The following is a 20124-nucleotide window of genomic DNA, read 5'->3' on the forward strand; positions in this document are numbered from 1 at the left end:
CGCCCTGGCAGCGCCGTGACCATGCAAGACGCCATGACAATCGACCCACTCGCCCTGCGGGGCCACTCAGACAGGCTCTCACCTTGTTCTGCAGATGAGCCCGGCTCTCTGCTGGATGGCCTGGATGCCAAGGCCCGGCGGGAGTTCAACAAGCTGCAAAAGCGCCTGCGTCGCCATGCAGGCAATGCCATCATCGACTACGGCATGATCCATGAGGGCGACCGGGTGATGGTTTGCCTGTCGGGTGGCAAGGATAGTTACACGCTGCTGGAGATACTTCGCAACCTGCAGCGCAACGCGCCAGTGAATTTCTCCCTGGTGGCGGTCAACCTCGACCAGAAGCAGCCCGGCTTTCCCGAGCATGTATTGCCGCGCTACCTGGACGCCATGGGTATCGAGTACCATATTCTCGAGCGTGACACCTATTCGGTGGTCAAGGAGAAGACACCGGAGGGCAAGACCACCTGTGCGCTCTGCTCTCGACTGCGGCGTGGCTCGCTCTACGGCTTCGCCGAGGAGATCGGTGCCACCAAGATTGCCCTGGGGCATCACCGCGAGGACATACTCGAGACGCTGTTTCTCAACCTCTTCTTCGGTGGCAGCCTCAAGGCCATGCCGCCCAAGCTGCTGTCCGATGATGGCAAGAATATCCTCATTCGCCCGCTGGCCTATTGTCGCGAGGCCGATATTGCCGAGTTTGCCCGGCTGATGCAGTTCCCCATCATTCCCTGCAACCTGTGCGGCTCACAGCCCAATCTTCAGCGCCAGGTGGTCAAGGAGATGCTGGCCGAGTGGGAAGTCAAGCACCCTGGCCGGCTCGAGAGCATGTTCAAGGCGGTGACCAATGTGGCCCCTTCACAGCTGGCTGACCGCGACCTGTTCGACTTTACCGGTCTCGAGGAGAAGCAGGCCAGGCGTCAAGAGAACCATATCGATGCCATCGACCTGACCCACGGGGGCTGAACGGAAGCGGTTGTGGCCGCGGAGACTGACGTCATCGGTAGTAGGCCCATAAATAAACGCCCCGTCGCGCTTTGCTCGACGGGGCGTTTATTTGGCAGGTGAGCCCTGGGCTCAGTGCTCTTCCTGGGCCTGGGCAAGCAGGGCTTCCAGGTTCAGTATGTTGACTTCGCGACCTGAGACCTCCACCAGGCCCTGCTGCTGGAAGCGGCCCAGGATACGGCTGACGGTCTCCACCGCCAGGCCCAGATAGTTGCCGATATCGGCCCGGGACATGGAGAGCCGGAAGCTGTACGGCGAGTAGCCGCGTCGACGGAAGCGGTCCGACAAGCTGGAGAAGAAGCTGGCCAGGCGCTGGTCGGCGGTCTTGCGCGATAGCAGGCGCATCATGCGGCGGTCGTCCCTGAGCTCCTTGCTCATGCTGCGGTAGAGCTGGCCACGCAGCTCTGGCAAAACCTCAGATAGCGTATCGAGGCGGTCGAAGGGGATCTCGCAAACCGTGGTGGTCTCGAGTGCGATCACGCTACCGGGATAGGCCTGCTCGTCGATGCCGTCGAGCCCGACCAGTTCGCTGGGCAGGTAGAAGTTGGTGACCTGATCGTCGCCGGAACCTTCCGTGGTGACCTGCTTGAGGCTGCCGGAACGCACGGCATAGACGCTGTTGAAAGCGCTGCCCTGACGGAACAGCGACTCGCCTTTCTTCAGGGGTGCGCGACGGCGAATGATGGCGTCGAACTGTTCCATATCTTCAAGCTCGAGCGCCAGCGGCAGACACAGGGAACTCAGGCTGCAATTCTGGCAGCGAGTTTCATGCAGCAGGGAACGCCGCTTGTCGACCGCATTGGCCGTTTGTACAGCCATTGGTCACCTCCTTGATCGTGATCATAGAGGTATTATGGAGCATTCTTTGGCCTGGGAGAATGCCCGTTGTGACGATTGGTCGCAACACATTGATATGCCGAGCTATTCGCTGGCGCAAGTTGCCGAAATCGCTGAAGAATTCAAGAAAAAGGTTAAGTTGGTCGTTGTGGTGGATGGGCATCGAAGGCCATGGCGAGATGATGAATCAGCAGCCTTCCGATCGGGGTGGCAACGAGACGTCTCCCATGCCATGTCAACAGGCCATCCCGGGCCAGCGTTTCCAGGCGAGCCAGGGCGTCCGCCAGGTAGCGTTGCGCGTCGATGCCGAAGTTCTCCTCCAGTTGATTCAGGTCCAGCTGCATGTCGCATAGCAGCCGCTCGATGGCATGGTGGCGGACCCGGTCGTCGAAGGTATGGCGAAGCCCTCGTGCCGTAGGCAGGCGGCTGGCATCCAGGGCCGCTTCGTAGGCGCTCAGCTTGGTGTGATTCTGGGTGTACAGCCCGTCCAGTTGAGAGATGGCCGAGACGCCCAGTCCTACCAGATCACAGTGCTCATGACTGGAGTAGCCCTGGATATTACGCCTTAGCGTTCCCTGGTGCTGGGCTTTCACCAGGCTGTCACTGGGCCGGGCGAAGCGGCCCATGCCGATATGCACGTAGCCGGCATTGGTCAGCATGGTGATGCTGGTTTTCAGAATGGCCAGCTTCTCTTCCGGGCCAGGAAGGTCCTGGTGGCGAAAGCGTTGCTGGGAAGCCCGCTGCGACATGGGGTCGTAGTGGAGCAGCGATAATCGGGCCGGTGCCATGGCTATGACCTGCTCCAGGGTGACAGAAAAGGTGTCGCGGGTCTGGAAGGGGAGGCCATAGATCAGGTCGAGGTTCAGGGAGCGGAAGCCCAGGCGGTCAGCTTCATCAAGAAGGGCCTCCGTCAGGATGCGTGGCTGTACGCGGTTGATTGCACGCTGAACCTTGGGATCGAGATCCTGGACACCGAGGCTCAGGCGGTTGAAGCCAAGGGCCTGGAGGTGGCGCAGGGTAAAGACATCGGCCTCGCGGGGGTCGATATCAATAGCATAGTCGCGGCCCCTGGCGCTGGAGAGTCCGAAGCGGGCGTCCAGGCGGTCGATGAGGTCGCTCATCTGGTTAAGGCTGAAGAACGTCGGCGTGCCGCCGCCCCAGTGCAGTTGGCTGACTTCCCTGCGCGTATCGAGATGCGACCTTACCAGGACCATTTCCCGGTCGAGCCGGGAGAGATAGGGCTCGGTGAGGCGTGTAGCCTTGGTGACCACCCTGTTGCGGCTGCAGTAATAGCAGGCCTTGCGGCAGAACGGGAGATGGATATACAGCGAAAGGGGGCGGCCGCTGTCATTGCTCTTTGCCAGAGCCTTTTGGTAATCCACCTCGCCGATGTCTTCCTGAAAGGAAGCTGGCTCTGGATACGAGGCGTAGTGCTGCCCATGGATATCGTATCGGCTCAGCAACTCTTCGTCCCAGGCGAAGGGATCGGCCATCATTCCATGTAGGGACATCGCGGGGACGGACATGAAGACACTCCGGCGTCTCATAAGATGTCCACATGCTAGCGGTAGCGCGTCCGTCGCGGATTGAGCTGCGTCAAGCGAAGCCATAATGAGCTGATGAGCCGCTCGTTTCAGTGTGCGATTCCGACTCCCAGCAGCGAGACGAGCTGCCATATTGCAAAGGCGATGATAGACAGGGCAGCCAGGGTACGCGTGGCCCGGTGTCGGATCAGCGCGCCCAACTGGCGCGCGGCGAAACCGGTTACCAGCAGTGCAGGCAGCGTGCCGAGCCCGAAGACCGCCATCAGCAGCGCGCCGCGGACGGGGTCGGCGATGGCCAGGCTCCAGGCCAGCATCGAGTAGACCGGGCCGCAGGGCAGCCAGCCCCCCCCCGCGCCCAGGCCGATCGCCTGTGGGATGCTGATGACCGGCATGAGGCGCCTGCCGATGGGCTCGAGGTATCGCCATAGCCGCTTTCCGACTGCCTCGACCCTGAGCAGGCCTTTCCACCAGTCGGCGATGTAGAGCGCCATCAGGATCAGCATCACGGCGGCAAACAGCTGCAGTATGATCCGCGCCGTGGAGGACAGAGCGATCACCGTGCCCAGCGAGGCGACAAGGGCGCCTGCGGTCATATAGCTGAGAATTCTCCCCAGATTGTAGCCGAGCAGCAGCCCGGAGAGCCGTGCCGGACTGCGCATGCTGGGGGGGACGGCAAAGGTCAGGGCGCTCATGATGCCGCCGCACATGCCGATGCAATGGGCGCCGCCGAGCAGGCCGAAGACGAAGGCTGCCAGCAGCGGTGGCAGGCCGAGACCGGTGGGATCCATCAGCGGTCGGGGGGCTCGTCGCTCTGGGAGGCCTCGGGCTTTTCTCCGGCTGGCTTGCGACGCTGCTCTCGGGCTTCTGGTGTCAGGTCGTTCTCATCGTCATCGAACAGGATGCGATGCGCGGGCCCCTCAAGGTCCTCGAACTGATCGTTCTTGACGGCCCAGAAGAAGGCCCAGACCGCCAAGCCGAGCAGGATCAGCGAGAGCGGGATAAGCATGTAAAGAATGGTCATGCGTTCACCAGGCGAGCGGAGTTGACCGGGGCCGGCGGCGGTGCGGTGCGATAGCGGCTCAGGCGGAGGGCATTGCCCACCACCACCAGGGAGCTGGCCGACATCCCCAGAGCTGCCACCCAGGGCGGCACGATTCCGATGGCAGCCAGGGGCAGAGCCGAGAAGTTGTAGCACACAGACCAGATCATGTTCTGGCGCATGATGCGGCGTGTAGCATTGGCGATCTCGATGGTTTCGACGATACGCATCAAACGGGGGCTGAGCAATACGGCATCGGCGCTGGTGCGCGCCAGGTCGGTAGCGCCATTCATGGCGATGGAGACATCGGCACCGGCGAGAACCGGCACGTCATTGATGCCGTCGCCGATCATTGCCACCTTCTCTCCACGCTCCTGGCATTGGCGGATATGCGACAGTTTTTCCTCGGGGCTGGCGGCGGCACGCCAGGCGTCGATGCCGAGGGCTTGGGCAAGGCTTTCCACGGCGCCTACATTGTCGCCGGAGAGCAGTTCCACCGCGACGCCGCGGGCCTGTAGCGCCGAAACGGTGGCGGCGGCGTCTTCGCGGACACGGTCATGGAGCGCGAACCAGGCGCGAGGCTCGCCTTCCTCGGTGAGCAGCAGCCACTGACCCGCTTCAGGCAGCGCCAGATTCTGCTGGGGTGCGGCAAATTCAGGGCGGCCAAGCCGCCAGAGCCGGCCAGCGATGCTCCCCTCGACGCCCTGCCCGGTGTGGCTTGTTCGCTCGCTGGCCTGAACGGTGGCCTGGCGCCAGGGACGGAAGGCGCGGGCAATGGGGTGTTCGGAGTGAGCCTCAATGGCTGCTGCGATCACCCGTGCGCGATCTATCGACAGGTCGCCGGTTGGCCGCGTCTCGCGCAGCTGCATTTCGCCGCTGGTCAGGGTGCCTGTCTTGTCGAAGATCACCCGGTCCACCTGGGACAATGACTCGATGGCATCGGCGCGGGTAATCAGCACGCCGCGGCGTCGCAACTGGCCGTGGCCGGCGGTCAGTGCTGTGGGGGTGGCCAGTGCCAGGGCGCAGGGGCAGGTCACCACCAGTACCGAGAGCGTGACCCAGAGCACCCGGGAGGGGTCGATGAACCACCAGGCAATGGAGACACAGGTGGTCACCAGCAGCAGTCGCAGCACGAACAGGTGGGACATGCGCGCGGCCATCTGGGCCAGGCGGGGGCGGCTGGCGAAGGCGCGGTCGGTGAGGTCGACGATACCGGCCACCCGGGCCTGCTTGCCGGCATGGGTGACCCTCACGATCAACGGGCTCTCGATGTTCTGACTGCCGCCGACCACGCTGTCACCGACGCGGCGTGTCACCGGCAGGTACTCTCCGGTGAGCATCGACTCGTCGAGGCTGGACTCGCCTTCCTCGATCACGCCGTCGGCGGGTACGCCATGGCCGGGCTTGATCAGAATCCGGTCGCCGGTGGCGAGTTCGCTGGCCGGCAGGATGCGCTCTTCGCACTCCACGGTCAGTCTCGTCGCCGACAGCGGCAGGGCCCCGGCCATGGCGTTGCCGGTATGGCCGCTGCGTCGACGGGCCCTGGCCTCGACGTAGCGACCGAACAACAGAAAGAAGGTGAACATGGCCACCGAGTCGAAATAGACCTCGCCAGTGTCGGTGATCACAGCGTAGCCGCTGGCCAGGTAGGCCCCGCCGATGGCAATGGAGACCGGTACATCCATGCCCAGCACCCGTGTGCGCAGGTCGCGCACCGCGTTGCGGAAGAACGGCATAGCCGAAAAGAATACCACCGGCGTGGCCAGGGCAAAGGAGAGCCAGTGGAAAAGGGCGTAGAAGTCCTCGCTGATCTCGCCGGGGCTGGTCATGTAGATGGGGATGGAGAACATCATCACCTGCATCATGCCGACGGCGGCGATGATCAGGCGTCGAACCGTCATGCGCTCTTCGAACTGCAGCCGCTGCTGGGCCGCATCAGGCTCATAGGGCTGGGCGCCGTAACCGATGGCTGCCATCTCAGCGAGGATGCGCGATAGCTTGAGCCGGGCCGGGTCCCAGGCCACGCGAACGCGGTGATGGCTGAGATTCACGGCACTGGCGCTGACGCCATCCAGTGCGTTCAGGCGATGCTCGATCAGCCAGGCACAGGCTGCACAGGTAATACCGTCCACCGCGAGGGTGGCGCGTACCAGGCCATTTTCGCCTTCGGGGTGGACGAATTCCCGCTGCAGCCCAGGGTCGTCGAAGACGGCCCAGGTCTCGGCCTTGATCTTCTGGCGATCGTCCGGGCGCTCGGGCAGTTCGGTACGAAAGCGGTAGTAGCTCTCGAGCCCGCCGTTGACGATGGCGTGCGCCACCGCCTCGCAGCCGGGGCAGCAGAGCGGGTGTGCCTGGTCGTCGAGGGTGATCGTCCAGGGCGCACCCGCCGGGACCTGGCTGCCGCAGTGATAGCAGTCTGGCGTAGTTTGTTCTGCCGCGGTGGCGTTCTGATTCATGGCCGCTCGGCTGAGTATGTCGAGACGCAAGCCATCAGCCGCGGTCCACGATGCCAGGCGTCAGAGCAAATTCGTCCTCGCTGGGAAAGCTGCCTTCGCCTACCAGGCGCCAGGCCGGCTCGACCTCGCTCGGGTGCAGCTGCAGGTACCAGCGGTACCGCAGGTTGTCGGGCGCCTGGCCGAGATAGCGCCCATCTCGCACGTGTTCCAGAACGATGTCCTGGTCGCGGCCGCCCAGCGTGGGGAAAATCAGCTTCAGGTAGAGCCGCTCGGGGCGTTCTTCACCTTCGAGCTGAACGATGATGTCGCTGGTCATGGGGTCGATGCGCAGTTCTGCCGCCAGATCGAGTTCATGGGCACGCTGCTGCTTGGCCAGCACCATATTGATCGCTCGACCATGCTCATAGTAATCCTGCTGTACCAGGCCGTCGGCAGTTCGCACGGCCATGACGGCCAGGGTCGAGCTGCCGAAGATCGAGGTAAAGAGCAGGCCCAGCAGGAACCAGGGCCAGAACTGCTTGTACCAGGGGGAGTGGGTGGTCATGGTCATCTCCGAGCTTCGCCGATGAAGCGGGTGTCACGTTCAAGTGCGATGCGTTCGTTCTGTTGGGATTGTACGTTCAATTGGATCGGGTGGCTGGGCAGTTCCAGCACCTCGGCGTCGGCGGTGACCTGTACCGCGAACCTGCGCGAGGCACCGGCAGGAACACGCAGTGTGTCGGGATCGATCTCCAACCCGGGCAGGCCGCTTACTTCGAGGCGAAACTCATGGTCCTCGCGATCCTGATTGCGCAGAGTCAGGGAAAAGACATTGCTGATACGGCCGTCACGGGTCATCTGATAGAGCTGCCCGCGTTCCCGCTCGACTTCAAAATCCAGCGGCATGCGATCACTCAGCGCCCATACAAACAGGCCAATCATCACCAGCAGTGCCACCAGGTAGCCCATCAGTCGCGGACGCAGGATATGAGTCGGCTTGCCTTCCAGGGCATTCTCGGTGGTATAGCGGATCAACCCCCGCGGATAGTTCATCCTGTCCATCACACTGTCGCACGCATCGATGCAAGCGGCGCAGGTGATGCATTCATATTGTAGGCCGTCACGGATATCGATGCCGGTGGGGCAGACCTGAACGCAGAGGTCGCAGTCGATGCAGTCACCGTATCCGGCCTCCCGAGCCTGCTGATGGCTGAGACTCTTCTTGCGTGAACCGCGAGGTTCGCCGCGAGCCTCGTCATAGGACACGATCAGGGTGTCGGCGTCGAACATCACCCCCTGGAAGCGGGCATAGGGGCACATGTAGATACATACCTGCTCGCGCAGCCAGCCGGCATTCAGGTAGGTGAATACCAGAAAGAAGCCCGACCAGAAATAGGCCCAGCCGTGAGCCTGGAGGGTGGGCAGTTCCACCACCAGTTCACGGATCGGTGTGAAGTAGCCGACGAAGGTGACCCCCGTGGCAAGGGCGATCGCGAGCCAGATGATGTGCTTCGCGGTCTTGCGCCATGCCTTGTCCAGGTTCATGGGCTGGCGGTCGAGCTTGATGCGACGGTTCCGAGAGCCCTCCAGGCGATGCTCGACCCAGATATAAAGAAAGGTCCAGACACTCTGGGGGCAGGTGTAGCCACACCACACCCGGCCGGCGAAAACGGTGATGAAAAACAGGCCGAAGGCGCAGATGATCAGCAGCCACGAGAGCAGGATGAACTCCTGGGGATAGAAGGTCGCGGCAAAGATATGAAATTCCCGTCCTGGCAGGTCGAACCAGATCAGCGGGCGGCCGTCCCACTGAATCCAGGGCGTGACGAAGAAGGCCAGCATCAGCAGCCAATTGGCACAGCGACGCAGGCGTTGGAAAAACCCTTTGATCTCGCGCACATAGATATGCCGCCGGCTGGCGTACATCTCCTGCTGTACGACGGCGCGCGGTTCGTGGTGGCCCACGGGATCCGGGGTCACATCGCGGGCGGGTATCTTGTCACTCATGGCGGACTCGTGGCGGGCAGGGATGGCCCGCAGAAGGGGAGCAATGAAACAGGTCCATTGTATCGAGGCCCCGTCACCAAGAGAAAGGGTGCGACCTCAGGCCGCACCCTTACTGCCCGGCTACGTCCTCAGTCGCGAAAACGAAGGCTGTAGACGTAGGCGGCGACGAGATGGACACGCTCCGCACCGATATAGGCTTCCTGAGCCGGCATATGGCCGTTACGACCGTTGCGCAGGGTCTGGCGAACCGAGTCGGCAACGCTCTGGCCGGGCATCTGGTAAAGCCAGATGTCATTGGTCAGGTTGGGGGCGCCCAGCGCCTGGTTGCCGCTGCCGTCCGGCATGTGGCAGGCGGCGCAGACCGAGGCATAGACCGCCGCCCCTTGCTCGGCACGGTCGGCTTCATGCTCGAGGTCGGAAAGCGACAGGACATACTGGGTGACGTTCTCGATGTTGTTCGCGCCAAGCGTCTGGAACGAGGGCATCAGCCCGTTACGTCCCCTGACCAGAGATGTCATGATCTGCTCGGGCTCGCCGCCGTAGAGCCAGTCGTCATTGGTCAGGTTGGGGAACCCGTAGCCGCCCTGGGCGTTGGCGCCGTGACATACCGCACAGTTGTTCTGGTAGATGCGGTCGGCGACCAGCATGGCCTCCTCATCCCGGGCCAGTTCCGGGATCGGAATCTCCTGGTACTGGGCGAAAATTGGCGTGAAGCGCTCTTCGGCCCTGGCAACTTCCTCTTCCCACTGGCCTTCCTGGGTCCAGCCAAGCAGGCCGGTGAAGTTACCCAGCCCCGGATAAAGCAGCAGGTAGCCCAGCGAAAAAACGATCGTTGCCACGTAGAGCTGGAACCACCAGCGGGGCAGCGGGTTGTCGTACTCCTCGATCTCGTCGGCGGCGTGACCGGTGGTCTCTACGTTGCCATCGGCATCCGGCACCTTGTCGGTCTTGCGGTTGGCGTAGAGGATCCAGAAGGCGAAGGCAATGGAGCCCAGCGTGAGAACGATGATCCAGGCGCTCCAGAACCCGGAAAGGGAGTCATCCCAAAGATTGTTCATGTGTTTCTGTCTCCCTTGTTCGTACGGGAATCGCCGTTGTCGCCCGACTCGCTGCTCGAGCGGGGCGAGGCGCTGCTGTCACGTATTGGCTGCTCATCCTCTTCGGCGAAGGGCAGGTTGGCCGCCTCATCGAAGTCCGGCTTGCGACGCCGGGAGTAGGCCCACCAGGTGATGCCGAGAAAGGCGACGATCAGCAAAAAGGTGATGATGCCGCGAAAGGTTCCGGTATCCATGGTCAGCGTGTGCCCTCGAGCACGGTACCCAACTGCTGCAGGTAGGCGACCAGGGCCGTGATTTCCTGCTGCCCACGCACTTCGCGGGTGGCGTTCTCGATATCCTCGTCGGTATAGGGCACGCCGAGGGTGCGCAGCGCCCGCATCTTGCGCGGCGTATCGTTGCCATCGAGCGTACGCTCGAAGAGCCATGGGTAGGCCGGCATGATCGATCCCGGCACCACGTCACGCGGGTTGTACATGTGGGCACGGTGCCAGTCGTCGCTGTAGCGGCCACCGACGCGGGCCAGGTCGGGACCGGTGCGCTTGGAGCCCCAAAGGAAGTTGTGCTCGTAGATGAACTCGCCAGCCACGCTGTAGTGGCCATAGCGCTCGGTCTCGGCGCGGAACGGGCGGATCATCTGGGAGTGACAGCCGACGCAGCCTTCCCGGCGATAGATGTCACGGCCTTCCAGTTCCAGGGCAGAGAGCGGGCGCAGGCCCTCGACCGGCTCGGTGGTCTGCTTCTGGAAGAACAGCGGCACGATCTCGGCCAGGCCGCCGAAGCTGATCACCACCAGGATCAACACGGCGAGCAGGCCTACGTTCTTTTCGACAATCTCGTGTTTCATTGGTGTCGGTATCCCCGGTTGCTCAGGCGGTCTGCGGAATCGGATGTTGCACGGCTTCGCTGCGCTGGATGGTCTTGAAGACGTTGTAGGCCATGATCAGCATGCCGATAATCCAGAACAGGCCGCCGATCAGGCGCACGATATAGCCCGGACCGCTGGCCTCGACGGACTCCATGAAGGTGTACATCAGGGTGCCGTCGGGGTTGATGGCGCGCCACATCAGGCCTTGCAGGATGCCATTGACCCACATGGAGGCGATATAGAGTACCGTTCCAATGGTAGCCAGCCAGAAATGCACTGCAATCATGCCGACCGAATACATTTCGGTGCGACCGAACAGGCGCGGGATCAGGTGGTACATGGAGCCGATGGTAATCATTGCCACCCAGCCGAGTGCGCCGGCATGGACGTGGCCGATGGTCCAGTCGGTGTAGTGCGACAAAGCGTTGACCGTCTTGATCGCCATCATCGGTCCTTCGAAGGTGGACATGCCGTAGAATGACAGGGCAACCACCAGGAAGCGCAGGGTCGGGTCGGTGCGCAGCTTATGCCAGGCGCCGGAGAGCGTCATCATCCCGTTGATCATGCCGCCCCAGGAGGGCGCCAGCAGGATGATCGACATCACCATGCCCAGCGACTGGGCCCAGTCGGGCAGGGCGGTGTAGTGCAGGTGGTGTGGGCCTGCCCACATGTAGATCATGATCAGCGCCCAGAAATGGACGATGGATAGCCTGTAGGAGTAGATGGGGCGCTCGGCCTGCTTGGGAACGAAGTAGTACATCATGCCGAGGAAGCCGGCGGTGAGGAAGAAGCCGACCGCGTTGTGCCCGTACCACCACTGCACCATGGCATCGATGGTGCCGGAGTAGATGGAGATCGAATACATGGCGGTGACCGGGATCGCGGCATTGTTGACGATGTGCAGCACGGCCACGGTCAGGATGAAGGCGGCGAAGAACCAGTTGGCGACATAGATGTGCGACGTCTTGCGCTGCTTGATGGTCATCAGGAAGACGATGGCATAGCTGACCCATACTGCGGCGATCAGGATATTGATTGGCCACTCCAGCTCGGCATACTCCTTGGTGGTGGTGTAGCCAAGCGGCAGGGTGATCACTGCCGATACGATCACCGCCTGCCAGCCCCAGAAGGTGAAGGCTGCCAGCTTGTCGGAGAACAGGCGCGTCTGACAGGTACGCTGCACGACATAATAGGAGGTTGCCATCAGCGCCGAACCACCGAAGGCAAAGATGACGGCGTTGGTGTGCAGCGGGCGCAGGCGGCCAAAACTCGTCCAGGGCAGGTCGAGGTTGAGTTGCGGCCAAACCAGCTGTGCGGCAAGGATGACGCCGAGGAGCATGCCCACGATGCCCCACACGACTGTCATGATCGCGAACTGCCGAACTACCTTGTAATTGTAGGTCGGGTGCTCTAATGCTGTGCTCATGTCAGGTTCCCATCGAACGCGTATCGAGAGCCGGCCGTCACGGATGCTGCGGCCGGCGCTCACGGTTGGGTGAAGCGGGTCAAAAACAGAATGGATTCTATCGCAGCCGCATCGCAGACTGAAACACGCCCAAGGGCGAAACTCACACAGGAGTTTGACCGGTGTCGTACTTTGCACGACTTGATCGGGTAGCAATTTCTTCGGTGCGCCTCCGCGAGCGCCTCCTCGAAGGGGAGACCGGACGCTGGCGTGTCGAGGGGCTGGGTCCGCTGGAAGTTGAGGGTGACGGAAGCGTCGGCCGGCTGCTGATCGCCCATGGGGCGGGGGCTGGACAGGGGTCGCCCTTCATGAGCCAACTGCGTGGCAGTCTGGCGAAGCAGGGGGTGCAAACCCTGGCGATAGAGTTCGCCTACATGCAGCGAATGCAGAAAGAAGCCAAGCGTTTTCCGCCACCGCGCATCGATCGTCTGGTGGATGAAATGAGTGCCTGGTGCGACATTCTGACACATCCCGAACTGGGTAGCTTCTGGTTGGGCGGGAAGTCCATGGGCGGACGAGCTGCCAGCCTGCTGGCGGCCCGCGACCAGGCCGCAGGATTGATCCTGTGCGGTTACCCCTTCCATCCGCCGGGCAAGCCGGAAAGCCTTCGCCTTTCGCACTGGCCGCTGCTCGGCTGTCCGACCCTGGTGGTTCAGGGTAGCCGCGACCCCTTTGGCAACCGCGAAGAAGTCGAAAGCTATCGGCTGGGCGATGACGTTGCGGTGCATCTGTTGGAAGATGGCGATCACGACTGGAAGCCTCGGCGTGCTTCCGGTTTCACCCAGGAGGGGCTGATCGAGGAAGCGGCGGGAGTGATCGCCGCCTTCATGCGGCAACACTCTGAAAGGCATTGACAACCAACCGGATCCCTGTAGAATTCAGCGCCACGTGACCGGGGTGGTTAGCTCAGTTGGGAGAGCACCAGCCTTACAAGCTGGGGGTCACTGGTTCGAACCCAGTACCACCCACCATCGCTCTCGAGCATCAAGCGATGGCGAGTGATCACGTAGGAAGCACGCAGCGGACCGGTAGTTCAGTTGGTTAGAATGCCGGCCTGTCACGCCGGAGGTCGCGGGTTCGAGTCCCGTCCGGTCCGCCAACTGTTTCTGATGTCTTGTCGTCTTGTGGACCGGTAGTTCAGTTGGTTAGAATGCCGGCCTGTCACGCCGGAGGTCGCGGGTTCGAGTCCCGTCCGGTCCGCCACGATGACTTGCATGCAGTATCGAGTAGCGTTGTATCGAGCAGGGCTATTAGTAAATGAAGTGCGGTATCCGTGGGTGATTAGCTCAGTTGGTTAGAGCACCAGCCTCACATGCTGGGGGTCACTGGTTCGAATCCGGTATCTCCCACCACGCGGACCGGTAGTTCAGTTGGTTAGAATGCCGGCCTGTCACGCCGGAGGTCGCGGGTTCGAGTCCCGTCCGGTCCGCCAACACGATTTTCCAGACCCCGAGCCGAATGGCTCGGGGTCTTTCGTTATGCACGGTTTTTCCTTTCCTGTCTTCTCTTGCTCTCCTGCTGCGCTATGCTGCTTTCGCCTATGGTGCATCATTATCTTTGCGCATCCCGCTTGGCTATCATACAGTTGTTTGAAACCTTGACCAGCAGGAGGAGTTCGGCGTGCGCTACCCTCATCTCTTTCGTCCGCTCGACGTGGGCCACCTGACGCTGCCCAACCGGGTGTTGATGGGCTCCATGCATACCAATCTCGAAGAGGCGCCCAATGGCTTCTCCCGCCTGGCGGCCTTCTATGCCGAACGGGCCCGTGAAGGCGTCGGTCTGATCGTCACCGGTGGTATCGCTCCCAACCCCGAGGGCGCCGTCTTTCAGGGGGCGGCAACCCTGGAGCGCAGCGAGCAGGTGGCGAATCACCGCGGCGTGGTCGAAGCGGTGCATGCCGAGGGCGGTCATATTTGCATGCAGATCCTGCACGCCGGTCGCTACGCCTATTCCCCCGAGCTGGTGGCACCGTCGCCGATCCAGGCCCCCATCAACCCCTTTGCCCCCCGGGAGCTCACCGGTGAGGAAGTTGAAGGCCAGATAGCCGACTATGTGCGCTGTGCCACCCTGGCCCGGGAGGCTGGCTATGACGGCGTCGAGGTGATGGGGTCCGAGGGGTACCTGATCAACCAGTTTCTCTGCCTGCGTACCAACCACCGTAGTGATGAGTGGGGTGGTGCGTTCGACAGTCGCATGCGCTTTGCCGTCGAGATCGTGAAGGGGATCCGCGAGGCAGTGGGTGAGGACTTTCTTATCATCTTCCGCCTGTCGATGATCGATCTGGTGGAGGAGGGCAGCACCTGGGAAGAGGTCGTCACCCTGGGGCGGGCTCTCGAGACGGCAGGCGTCAACCTGATCAATACCGGCATCGGCTGGCACGAGGCGCGCATACCCACCATCGTCACCAGTGTGCCGCGGGCGGCCTTCACCGAAGTGACCCGGCGCATGAAGACGGAACTCAGCGTGCCGCTGATCACCACCAACCGCATCAACATGCCGGACGTGGCCGAGCGGGTGCTGGCCGATGGCCACGCGGACATGGTTTCCATGGCACGACCCTTCCTGGCCGACCCGGCCTGGATCACCAAGGCGGCTGAAGGGCGCAGCGAAGAGATCAACACCTGTATCGCCTGCAACCAGGCGTGTCTCGATCACACCTTCCAGGGCAAGTTGACCTCCTGCCTGGTCAACCCGCAGGCCTGCCACGAGACCGAGCTCGAGATTCTCCCGGCGGAGACAGTACGGGATATCGCCGTGGTCGGCGGCGGGCCGGCGGGTCTGTCGGCTGCCGTCACCGCGGCAAGGCGGGGGCATCGCGTGGTACTGTTCGAGCGCAACAGCGAACTGGGCGGACAGTTCAACCTGGCGCGAAAGATACCGGGCAAGGAGGAGTTCGACGAGACCCTGCGCTACTTCAAGGTCATGCTCGACAAGTACGGTGTCTCAGTGCGACTCAATTGCAGTGCCGATCTCCATACCCTCCAGGGCTTCGATGCCGTGGTGCTGGCCAGCGGCGTCCAGCCCCGCCAACTGACCCTGCCGGGCCATGATCACCCCAAGGTGCTCAGCTATCCCATGGCCATCCATCATCCGGAGCGCGTCGGCCGCCGGGTGGCGATCATCGGCGCCGGGGGGATCGGTTTCGATGTCGCCGAGCTCCTCACCCATGTTGGCCACCCCGCCATGGACACCGAGGCCTGGTGTGCCGAATGGGGCGTGGATCTCAGCGTCTCCGAACGGGGTGGGATCGCCCCGCCGCAGCGTCCCGATACGCCCCGCCAAGTTTTTCTGCTGCAGCGCAAGGCCTCCAAGCCAGGCAAGGGGCTGGGCAAGACCACCGGCTGGGTACACCGTGCCTCGCTGAAGCATCGCGGCGTCGAGACCCTGGCTGGCTGCGAGTACATGGGCATCGATGATCACGGACTCCACATTCGCCAGGATGGCGAGCCGCGACTGCTCGAGGTCGACAGCGTCGTCGTCTGCGCCGGCCAGAACCCGGTGCGCGAACTCCTCGAGCCGATGCAGGCCTCGGGTATGGAGGTACACATGATCGGCGGCGCCGACGAAGCCGCAGAACTCGATGCCAAGCGCGCCATCGAGCAGGGCACACGGGTCTCGGCCAATCTTTGAGAAACGCGTAACGGGGCGTCTCAGGGCAGGGTGACCGACATCGAACCGGAAAGCACCAGGGCGATCAGGTCGGCCTGGCGGTGGGTGTCGGTCTTCTGAAACAGGTTGCGCAGGTGGAAGGCCACCGTGGTGGTGGAGATCGACATGCGCTCGGCAATCTCCTCGCTTCGCAGTCCCTCGGCCAGGGCCAGGGCGATACCGGCTTCGCTCGGGGTAAGCCCAAACAGGCTGGCCAGTATCTGCCGGGGCACCTGGGCGCGTTTTTCCGGGTCCGAGAGCAGGACCACCACCGCTGGTTCATGGGGCGAGCCGTCGGTGCGGCCCAGGGAGCAGGCCAATATCAGCAGGTCGCGACGTTCACCCGGGCGGTTGAGCCGCAGACATGTCACCTTTTCCTCCCCCTCCTGGCTGCTCTTGAGCGCGGCGCGAATGGTCTTGCGCAGGTCCTGGCCGCTGCCGGCGGCGGACAGGCTCTGGCCCAGCTCCAACTGCTCGGTATCCTGCGACAACCGATGAGCCGCCCGGTTGGCAAAGAGTATCTGTCCGTCTCGCCCCAGCAGGACCATGCCAGGTGCTACCAGGTCGAGGGCTCGTGTGGCGGCAACAAAGGCCTGGCTGCTCGCCTCCTGGCGCAGGTCGGCCATGGCCTGGCGCAGTTCGGTGATTTCCCCGACAGCCTTGCTGCGCATGCGCCTCACCTGGCGCAGCCGGGCATCGATGGTGGCCAGCATGAGGTCGAAGTCCACGGGCTTGACCAGATAGTCGTCCGCGCCGGTGCGCTTGCCATCCACCACGTCCCGCGGGTCGGAGAGGGCGGTGAGAAAGATGAACGGGGTGTCGGCCAGGTCGGGGCGGGTATTGCGAATGTCCCGCAAGACCTCGTAGCCGTTGCAGTGCGGCATATTGATGTCGCAGAGTATCAGGTCCGGGGCCACGGCGTTGATCTGGTCGATGGCTTCCCGTCCGTCGGCGGCCTCGATGACGGCGTAGCCGGCCTCTTTCAGTTCCTCGCAGATATCCCCCCGCAGTTCGGCATGATCCTCGGCGCAGAGAATCAGCGCCGGCATGGCAGTTGCTTGTGGCGTCGGGTCGATCATGGCGCGGCCCCTCCAGCGGCGAGTGGTAGCGTGAGCGTGAAGGTGGTGCCGTCTCCCTCCCGGGAGTCCACGGTGATGTCGCCATTCTGGAAGCGGGCCAGATGCCTGGCGATATTCAAGCCCAGGCCGATGCCTGGCATCGCCGCGACATTGCGTGCACGAAAGAAGCGCTCGAAGAGCTGAGGCATGTCCGCCTCCGGTATGCCGATCCCCCTGTCTTGCACAGTGCAGGTGGCGTGTTCGCCGTGGCGGTCGAGCCGAACCGTGATGGGGGCGTCCGGTGCGGAATACTTCAAGGCGTTGGATACTAGGTTGGCAAGGATCTGTTCGATCAGTGCCCTGTCGCAGAGTACGACCAGCGGCGGCGAGGCCATGGACTCCAGTCTGATGCGTCGGGAGTCAGCTGCCTCCTCCTGGAGCTGGCATACCTGCTGGGTGATGGCTGCCAGGTCGCAGGGAGCCGCCTCGGCCTCTACCTGGCCGCCATCCAGCCGTGCGGCGGTCAGCGCGCTTTCCACCAGGCGGGTCATGTGCGCCACGGCGTCACGTAGCCGGGTATAGCGCCGCTGTCGATCCTCGGGGGTCATCTGGTCACCGCGGCGCAGCAGTCGCTGCAGGCCGGAATCGATCACCGCCAGCGATGCGCTCCAGGCCCATGCCAGTATCGATGGAGGGCTTGGGCAGCGGGTTCAGGTTGCCCGCCGCATCGCGGTCGAACTGCATGAACACCAGGTTCCAGATCTCGATGTAGCGATCGCCGTCCTCCTCCGGGCTACCGGGAGGTCCGCCCCACACCTCTGGGCCGTGATCATAGAAGATCTCCGAGCTGGGACCGCAGGGCCCCGTATCGCCCATCTGCCAGAAGTTGTCCTCGTCGAGCTTGGAAAAGCGCGCCGGGTCGATGCCCATCTCCTCCTTCCAGATCTGCTCGGCTTCATCATCGCTGACATGCACCGTGACCCAGAGCTTCTCCTTGGGCAGCCCCAGCGTCTCGGTCAAGAAGGTCCAGGCGAAGCGGATCGCATCGCGCTTGAAGTAGTCGCCGAAGCTGAAGTTGCCCAGCATCTCGAAGAAGGTGTGGTGGCGCGCGGTGTAGCCGACGTTGTCGAGATCGTTGTGCTTGCCGCCGGCGCGCACGCAGCGCTGGGAAGATGCGGCCCGCACATAGGGACGCGGGTCGCGCCCCAGGAAGACATCCTTGAATGGCACCATGCCGGCATTGGTGAACAGCAGGGTCGGGTCTGTGCCCGGCACCAGGGAGCTCGACGGCACGACGGTATGTCCGTGCTCCTCGAAGTAACTCAGAAAGGCCTGTCTGATGTCTGCGCTTTTCATGGAATATCCGTGGCGATGAGCATGATGACCCGACGGGCGGGAAAGCGGGTGCGGCCGTCGAAAAAAGGCCGCTGCAGGGGCGCCGTGGCGCGCCGAAGCGCCACCCGGGGCGTTCGCAAAGGGGGGTATTATAGCGTAGTTGTCAAGCGACTGAAGAGTGCGAGCCGAAGCGGCCGTTTCAATGGCAGTTCCAGGCATGGGAAAGGGCGTGACGCAGATGCTCGAAATCGAACCCTCGGCTGGCCAGGAAGCGCTCCCGCCGCGCGCGCTCGCGGGGCGAGTCGCCGGGACCGTCGAAGCGCCGGGCCAGAGAATCACAGGCCAGCGCAAACCAGTCGGTCTCCGCCTCGGCAAAAGCGGCCTCCAGGGTGGCGCGGTCGATACCGCGCCGGGAAAGCTCGCCACGAATCTTCAGCGGGCCCTGGCCCCGGGCCACCCGCGAGCGCAGAAAGCTCTCGGCAAAACGGCTATCCGACTGCAGTCCCTGCTCGGCCAGGGCGTCCAGGCAGTCCCCAATGGCGGCCGAGTCGTGGCCCTTCGCGACCAGCCGCTCCGCCAGCTCGGCGCGAGAATACTCGCGCCGAGCCAGCAGGCGAATGGCATCCTCCCTGGGGGAGGTCTCGCGATCGCTCGCCGGCTGGCCCAGCATGGCTTAGAGCAGGCTGCCTTCGTCGGCGTCATCGGCCAGCTCGGCGGTGGCCTCCTTCTCCCGGGGCTCTACCGTCGCCAGCAGCTGGCCACGGATCTGGCTTTCGATTTCCTCCATCACCGCCGGGTTGTCCTCGAGGAACTGGGCGGCATTGGCCTTGCCCTGGCCGATCTTGTTGCCCTTGTAGCTGTACCAGGCGCCGGCCTTGTCGACCAGGTTGCACTGCACGCCCAGGTCGACCACCTCGCCGGCATGGTAGATGCCCTTGCCGTAGAGGATCTGGAACTCGGCCTGGCGGAACGGCGGCGCCACCTTGTTCTTGACCACCTTGACCCGGGTCTCGTTGCCGGTCACCTCGTCGCCCGACTTGACCGAGCCGGTACGGCGAATGTCCAGGCGCACGCTGGCGTAGAACTTGAGTGCGTTGCCGCCGGTGGTGGTTTCCGGCGAGCCGAACATCACGCCGATCTTCATGCGGATCTGGTTGATGAAGATCACCATGCAGTTGGCGTTCTTGATGTTGCCGGTGATCTTGCGCAGCGCCTGGGACATCAGGCGCGCCTGCAGGCCGACGTGGGAGTCGCCCATCTCGCCCTCGATCTCGGCCCGCGGGGTCAGGGCGGCCACGGAATCGATGACGATCACGTCGACGCCGCCGGAGCGCACCAGCATGTCGCATATCTCCAGCGCCTGCTCACCGGTATCGGGCTGCGAGACCAGCAGGTCGTCGAGGTTGACGCCGAGCTTCTCGGCATAGCTGGGGTCGAGCGCGTGCTCGGCATCGATGAAGGCGCAGGTCTTGCCCTGCTTCTGGGCCTGGGCGATCACCGAGAGGGTCAGGGTGGTCTTGCCCGAGGACTCCGGCCCGAAGATCTCGACGACCCGCCCCAGCGGCAGACCACCGATGCCCAGGGCGATATCCAGGCCCAGGGAGCCAGTCGACACCGAGGGCATGATCACCCGGGGCGTATCGCCCAGCCGCATCACGGTGCCCTTGCCGAACTGGCGCTCGATCTGGGAAAGGGCGGCATTCAATGCCTTCGAACGGTTGTCTTCCTGTGCCATGTGGCGCTCCTCGTAGAACTCGTCGGAAGAAATTCGGTTGCTGGGCTTACGGCGCAAGGTGCCGTTCGCTTGCCAAACAATCGGAATGGCGGACGA

Annotated in this window: 18 protein-coding genes, 5 tRNA genes and 1 pseudogene; 8 read left to right on the forward strand and 16 right to left on the reverse strand. The window is 63.2% G+C overall.

From position 1 onward, the window contains the following. Nucleotides 1-21 precede the first annotated feature (21 nt). Nucleotides 22-963, forward strand: a complete 942-nt coding sequence (gene ttcA, locus LOKO_RS03290; protein ID WP_066452197.1) for a tRNA 2-thiocytidine(32) synthetase TtcA — start codon at nt 22-24, stop codon at nt 961-963. A 111-nt stretch (nt 964-1074) separates the two neighbouring features. Here ttcA and fnr read toward each other — a convergent pair whose 3' ends face one another. The 11 genes from fnr to ccoN form a co-directional block, all read right to left on the reverse strand. Beyond that, entirely contained in the window at nt 1075-1821 is a 747-nt protein-coding gene (gene fnr, locus LOKO_RS03295) for a fumarate/nitrate reduction transcriptional regulator Fnr (RefSeq protein WP_066444997.1), read from the reverse strand. A 152-nt stretch (nt 1822-1973) separates the two neighbouring features. Beyond that, entirely contained in the window at nt 1974-3365 is a 1392-nt protein-coding gene (hemN, locus tag LOKO_RS03300) for an oxygen-independent coproporphyrinogen III oxidase (protein ID WP_235588932.1), read from the reverse strand. Between the two features lie 107 nt (nt 3366-3472). After that, nucleotides 3473-4171, reverse strand: a complete 699-nt coding sequence (locus tag LOKO_RS03305) for a sulfite exporter TauE/SafE family protein (protein WP_066445002.1) — start codon at nt 4169-4171, stop codon at nt 3473-3475. Next, nucleotides 4171-4404 (reverse strand): cbb3-type cytochrome oxidase assembly protein CcoS, encoded by a 234-nt coding sequence (ccoS, locus tag LOKO_RS03310; RefSeq protein ID WP_066445005.1) that lies wholly within the window; start codon nt 4402-4404, stop codon nt 4171-4173. The genes LOKO_RS03305 and ccoS overlap by 1 nt, the downstream gene beginning before the upstream one ends. Further along, a complete protein-coding gene (locus LOKO_RS03315) occupies nt 4401-6878 on the reverse strand; it encodes a heavy metal translocating P-type ATPase (RefSeq protein WP_066445007.1) in 2478 nt (825 codons plus the stop codon). The genes ccoS and LOKO_RS03315 overlap by 4 nt, the downstream gene beginning before the upstream one ends. 34 nt (nt 6879-6912) lie before the next feature. Next, nucleotides 6913-7428 carry a FixH family protein gene (locus LOKO_RS03320; protein ID WP_066445011.1) on the reverse strand — a complete coding sequence of 172 codons (516 nt, stop codon included), beginning with the start codon at nt 7426-7428 and terminating at the stop codon, nt 6913-6915. Then, a complete protein-coding gene (ccoG, locus tag LOKO_RS03325; RefSeq protein WP_066445017.1) occupies nt 7425-8864 on the reverse strand; it encodes a cytochrome c oxidase accessory protein CcoG in 1440 nt (479 codons plus the stop codon). The genes LOKO_RS03320 and ccoG overlap by 4 nt, the downstream gene beginning before the upstream one ends. A 128-nt stretch (nt 8865-8992) precedes the next feature. Next, nucleotides 8993-9922 (reverse strand): cytochrome-c oxidase, cbb3-type subunit III, encoded by a 930-nt coding sequence (gene ccoP, locus LOKO_RS03330; protein WP_066445020.1) that lies wholly within the window; start codon nt 9920-9922, stop codon nt 8993-8995. Beyond that, nucleotides 9919-10155: a CcoQ/FixQ family Cbb3-type cytochrome c oxidase assembly chaperone gene (locus LOKO_RS03335; protein WP_066445022.1), complete on the reverse strand. Its 237-nt coding sequence runs from the start codon at nt 10153-10155 to the stop codon at nt 9919-9921. The genes ccoP and LOKO_RS03335 overlap by 4 nt, the downstream gene beginning before the upstream one ends. Nucleotides 10156-10157: 2 nt before the next feature. Continuing rightward, a complete protein-coding gene (ccoO, locus tag LOKO_RS03340) occupies nt 10158-10766 on the reverse strand; it encodes a cytochrome-c oxidase, cbb3-type subunit II (RefSeq protein ID WP_066445025.1) in 609 nt (202 codons plus the stop codon). A gap of 22 nt (nt 10767-10788) precedes the next feature. Beyond that, nucleotides 10789-12213, reverse strand: a complete 1425-nt coding sequence (ccoN, locus tag LOKO_RS03345) for a cytochrome-c oxidase, cbb3-type subunit I (RefSeq protein WP_066445027.1) — start codon at nt 12211-12213, stop codon at nt 10789-10791. A 161-nt stretch (nt 12214-12374) separates the two neighbouring features. On the opposite strand from ccoN, the gene LOKO_RS03350 reads away from it, so the two are divergent. The 7 genes from LOKO_RS03350 (at nt 12375) to LOKO_RS03380 (ending at nt 15882) form a co-directional block, all read left to right on the forward strand. Beyond that, a complete protein-coding gene (locus tag LOKO_RS03350; protein WP_066445029.1) occupies nt 12375-13106 on the forward strand; it encodes an alpha/beta family hydrolase in 732 nt (243 codons plus the stop codon). Between the two features lie 41 nt (nt 13107-13147). Continuing rightward, nucleotides 13148-13223 (forward strand) — tRNA-Val (locus LOKO_RS03355). Between the two features lie 51 nt (nt 13224-13274). Beyond that, a tRNA-Asp gene (locus tag LOKO_RS03360) sits at nt 13275-13351 on the forward strand. Between the two features lie 27 nt (nt 13352-13378). Next, nucleotides 13379-13455 (forward strand) — tRNA-Asp (locus LOKO_RS03365). A 72-nt stretch (nt 13456-13527) separates the two neighbouring features. Further along, nucleotides 13528-13604 (forward strand) — tRNA-Val (locus LOKO_RS03370). Between the two features lie 3 nt (nt 13605-13607). Next, nucleotides 13608-13684 (forward strand) — tRNA-Asp (locus LOKO_RS03375). Nucleotides 13685-13938: 254 nt separating this feature from the next. Then, nucleotides 13939-15882: an FAD-dependent oxidoreductase gene (locus LOKO_RS03380; RefSeq protein WP_470303290.1), complete on the forward strand. Its 1944-nt coding sequence runs from the start codon at nt 13939-13941 to the stop codon at nt 15880-15882. Between the two features lie 20 nt (nt 15883-15902). Here the strand turns inward: LOKO_RS03380 and LOKO_RS03385 are convergent, their stop codons facing one another. The 5 genes and pseudogenes from LOKO_RS03385 to recA form a co-directional block, all read right to left on the reverse strand. Beyond that, the gene (locus tag LOKO_RS03385; protein ID WP_066445036.1) at nt 15903-16979 is read right to left on the reverse strand and encodes a response regulator; all 1077 of its coding nucleotides are present in this window, start codon (nt 16977-16979) and stop codon (nt 15903-15905) included. Beyond that, nucleotides 16976-17611, reverse strand: a complete 636-nt coding sequence (locus LOKO_RS03390; protein ID WP_066445039.1) for a sensor histidine kinase — start codon at nt 17609-17611, stop codon at nt 16976-16978. The genes LOKO_RS03385 and LOKO_RS03390 overlap by 4 nt, the downstream gene beginning before the upstream one ends. 4 nt (nt 17612-17615) lie before the next feature. Next, nucleotides 17616-18314, reverse strand: a pseudogene (locus LOKO_RS03395) (alanine--tRNA ligase-related protein); the annotation flags it as partial. Nucleotides 18315-18492: 178 nt separating this feature from the next. Further along, nucleotides 18493-18963, reverse strand: coding sequence for a regulatory protein RecX (locus tag LOKO_RS03400; RefSeq protein ID WP_066445044.1), 471 nt, complete (start codon nt 18961-18963; stop codon nt 18493-18495). A 3-nt stretch (nt 18964-18966) separates the two neighbouring features. Then, on the reverse strand, nt 18967-20028 hold the full coding sequence (gene recA, locus LOKO_RS03405) for a recombinase RecA (protein WP_066445047.1): 1062 nt from the start codon (nt 20026-20028) through the stop codon (nt 18967-18969). Between the last annotated feature and the right edge of the window lie 96 nt (nt 20029-20124).

Origin of the sequence: Halomonas chromatireducens (assembly GCF_001545155.1) — a bacterium.
Classification (GTDB): Bacteria; Pseudomonadota; Gammaproteobacteria; order Pseudomonadales; family Halomonadaceae; genus Halomonas; species Halomonas chromatireducens.

Bases quoted from the DNA above. Each gene is read 5' to 3' on its own strand.
- ttcA (WP_066452197.1), top strand. From the start codon at position 22: ATGCAAGACGCCATGACAATCGACCCACTCGCCCTGCGGGGCCACTCA.
- fnr (WP_066444997.1), bottom strand. From the start codon at position 1,821: ATGGCTGTACAAACGGCCAATGCGGTCGACAAGCGGCGTTCCCTGCTG.
- hemN (WP_235588932.1), bottom strand. From the start codon at position 3,365: ATGTCCGTCCCCGCGATGTCCCTACATGGAATGATGGCCGATCCCTTC.
- LOKO_RS03305 (WP_066445002.1), bottom strand. From the start codon at position 4,171: ATGGATCCCACCGGTCTCGGCCTGCCACCGCTGCTGGCAGCCTTCGTC.
- ccoS (WP_066445005.1), bottom strand. From the start codon at position 4,404: ATGACCATTCTTTACATGCTTATCCCGCTCTCGCTGATCCTGCTCGGC.
- LOKO_RS03315 (WP_066445007.1), bottom strand. From the start codon at position 6,878: ATGAATCAGAACGCCACCGCGGCAGAACAAACTACGCCAGACTGCTAT.
- LOKO_RS03320 (WP_066445011.1), bottom strand. From the start codon at position 7,428: ATGACCATGACCACCCACTCCCCCTGGTACAAGCAGTTCTGGCCCTGG.
- ccoG (WP_066445017.1), bottom strand. From the start codon at position 8,864: ATGAGTGACAAGATACCCGCCCGCGATGTGACCCCGGATCCCGTGGGC.
- ccoP (WP_066445020.1), bottom strand. From the start codon at position 9,922: ATGAACAATCTTTGGGATGACTCCCTTTCCGGGTTCTGGAGCGCCTGG.
- LOKO_RS03335 (WP_066445022.1), bottom strand. From the start codon at position 10,155: ATGGATACCGGAACCTTTCGCGGCATCATCACCTTTTTGCTGATCGTC.
- ccoO (WP_066445025.1), bottom strand. From the start codon at position 10,766: ATGAAACACGAGATTGTCGAAAAGAACGTAGGCCTGCTCGCCGTGTTG.
- ccoN (WP_066445027.1), bottom strand. From the start codon at position 12,213: ATGAGCACAGCATTAGAGCACCCGACCTACAATTACAAGGTAGTTCGG.
- LOKO_RS03380 (WP_470303290.1), top strand. From the start codon at position 13,939: ATGGGCTCCATGCATACCAATCTCGAAGAGGCGCCCAATGGCTTCTCC.
- LOKO_RS03385 (WP_066445036.1), bottom strand. From the start codon at position 16,979: ATGATCGACCCGACGCCACAAGCAACTGCCATGCCGGCGCTGATTCTC.
- LOKO_RS03400 (WP_066445044.1), bottom strand. From the start codon at position 18,963: ATGCTGGGCCAGCCGGCGAGCGATCGCGAGACCTCCCCCAGGGAGGAT.
- recA (WP_066445047.1), bottom strand. From the start codon at position 20,028: ATGGCACAGGAAGACAACCGTTCGAAGGCATTGAATGCCGCCCTTTCC.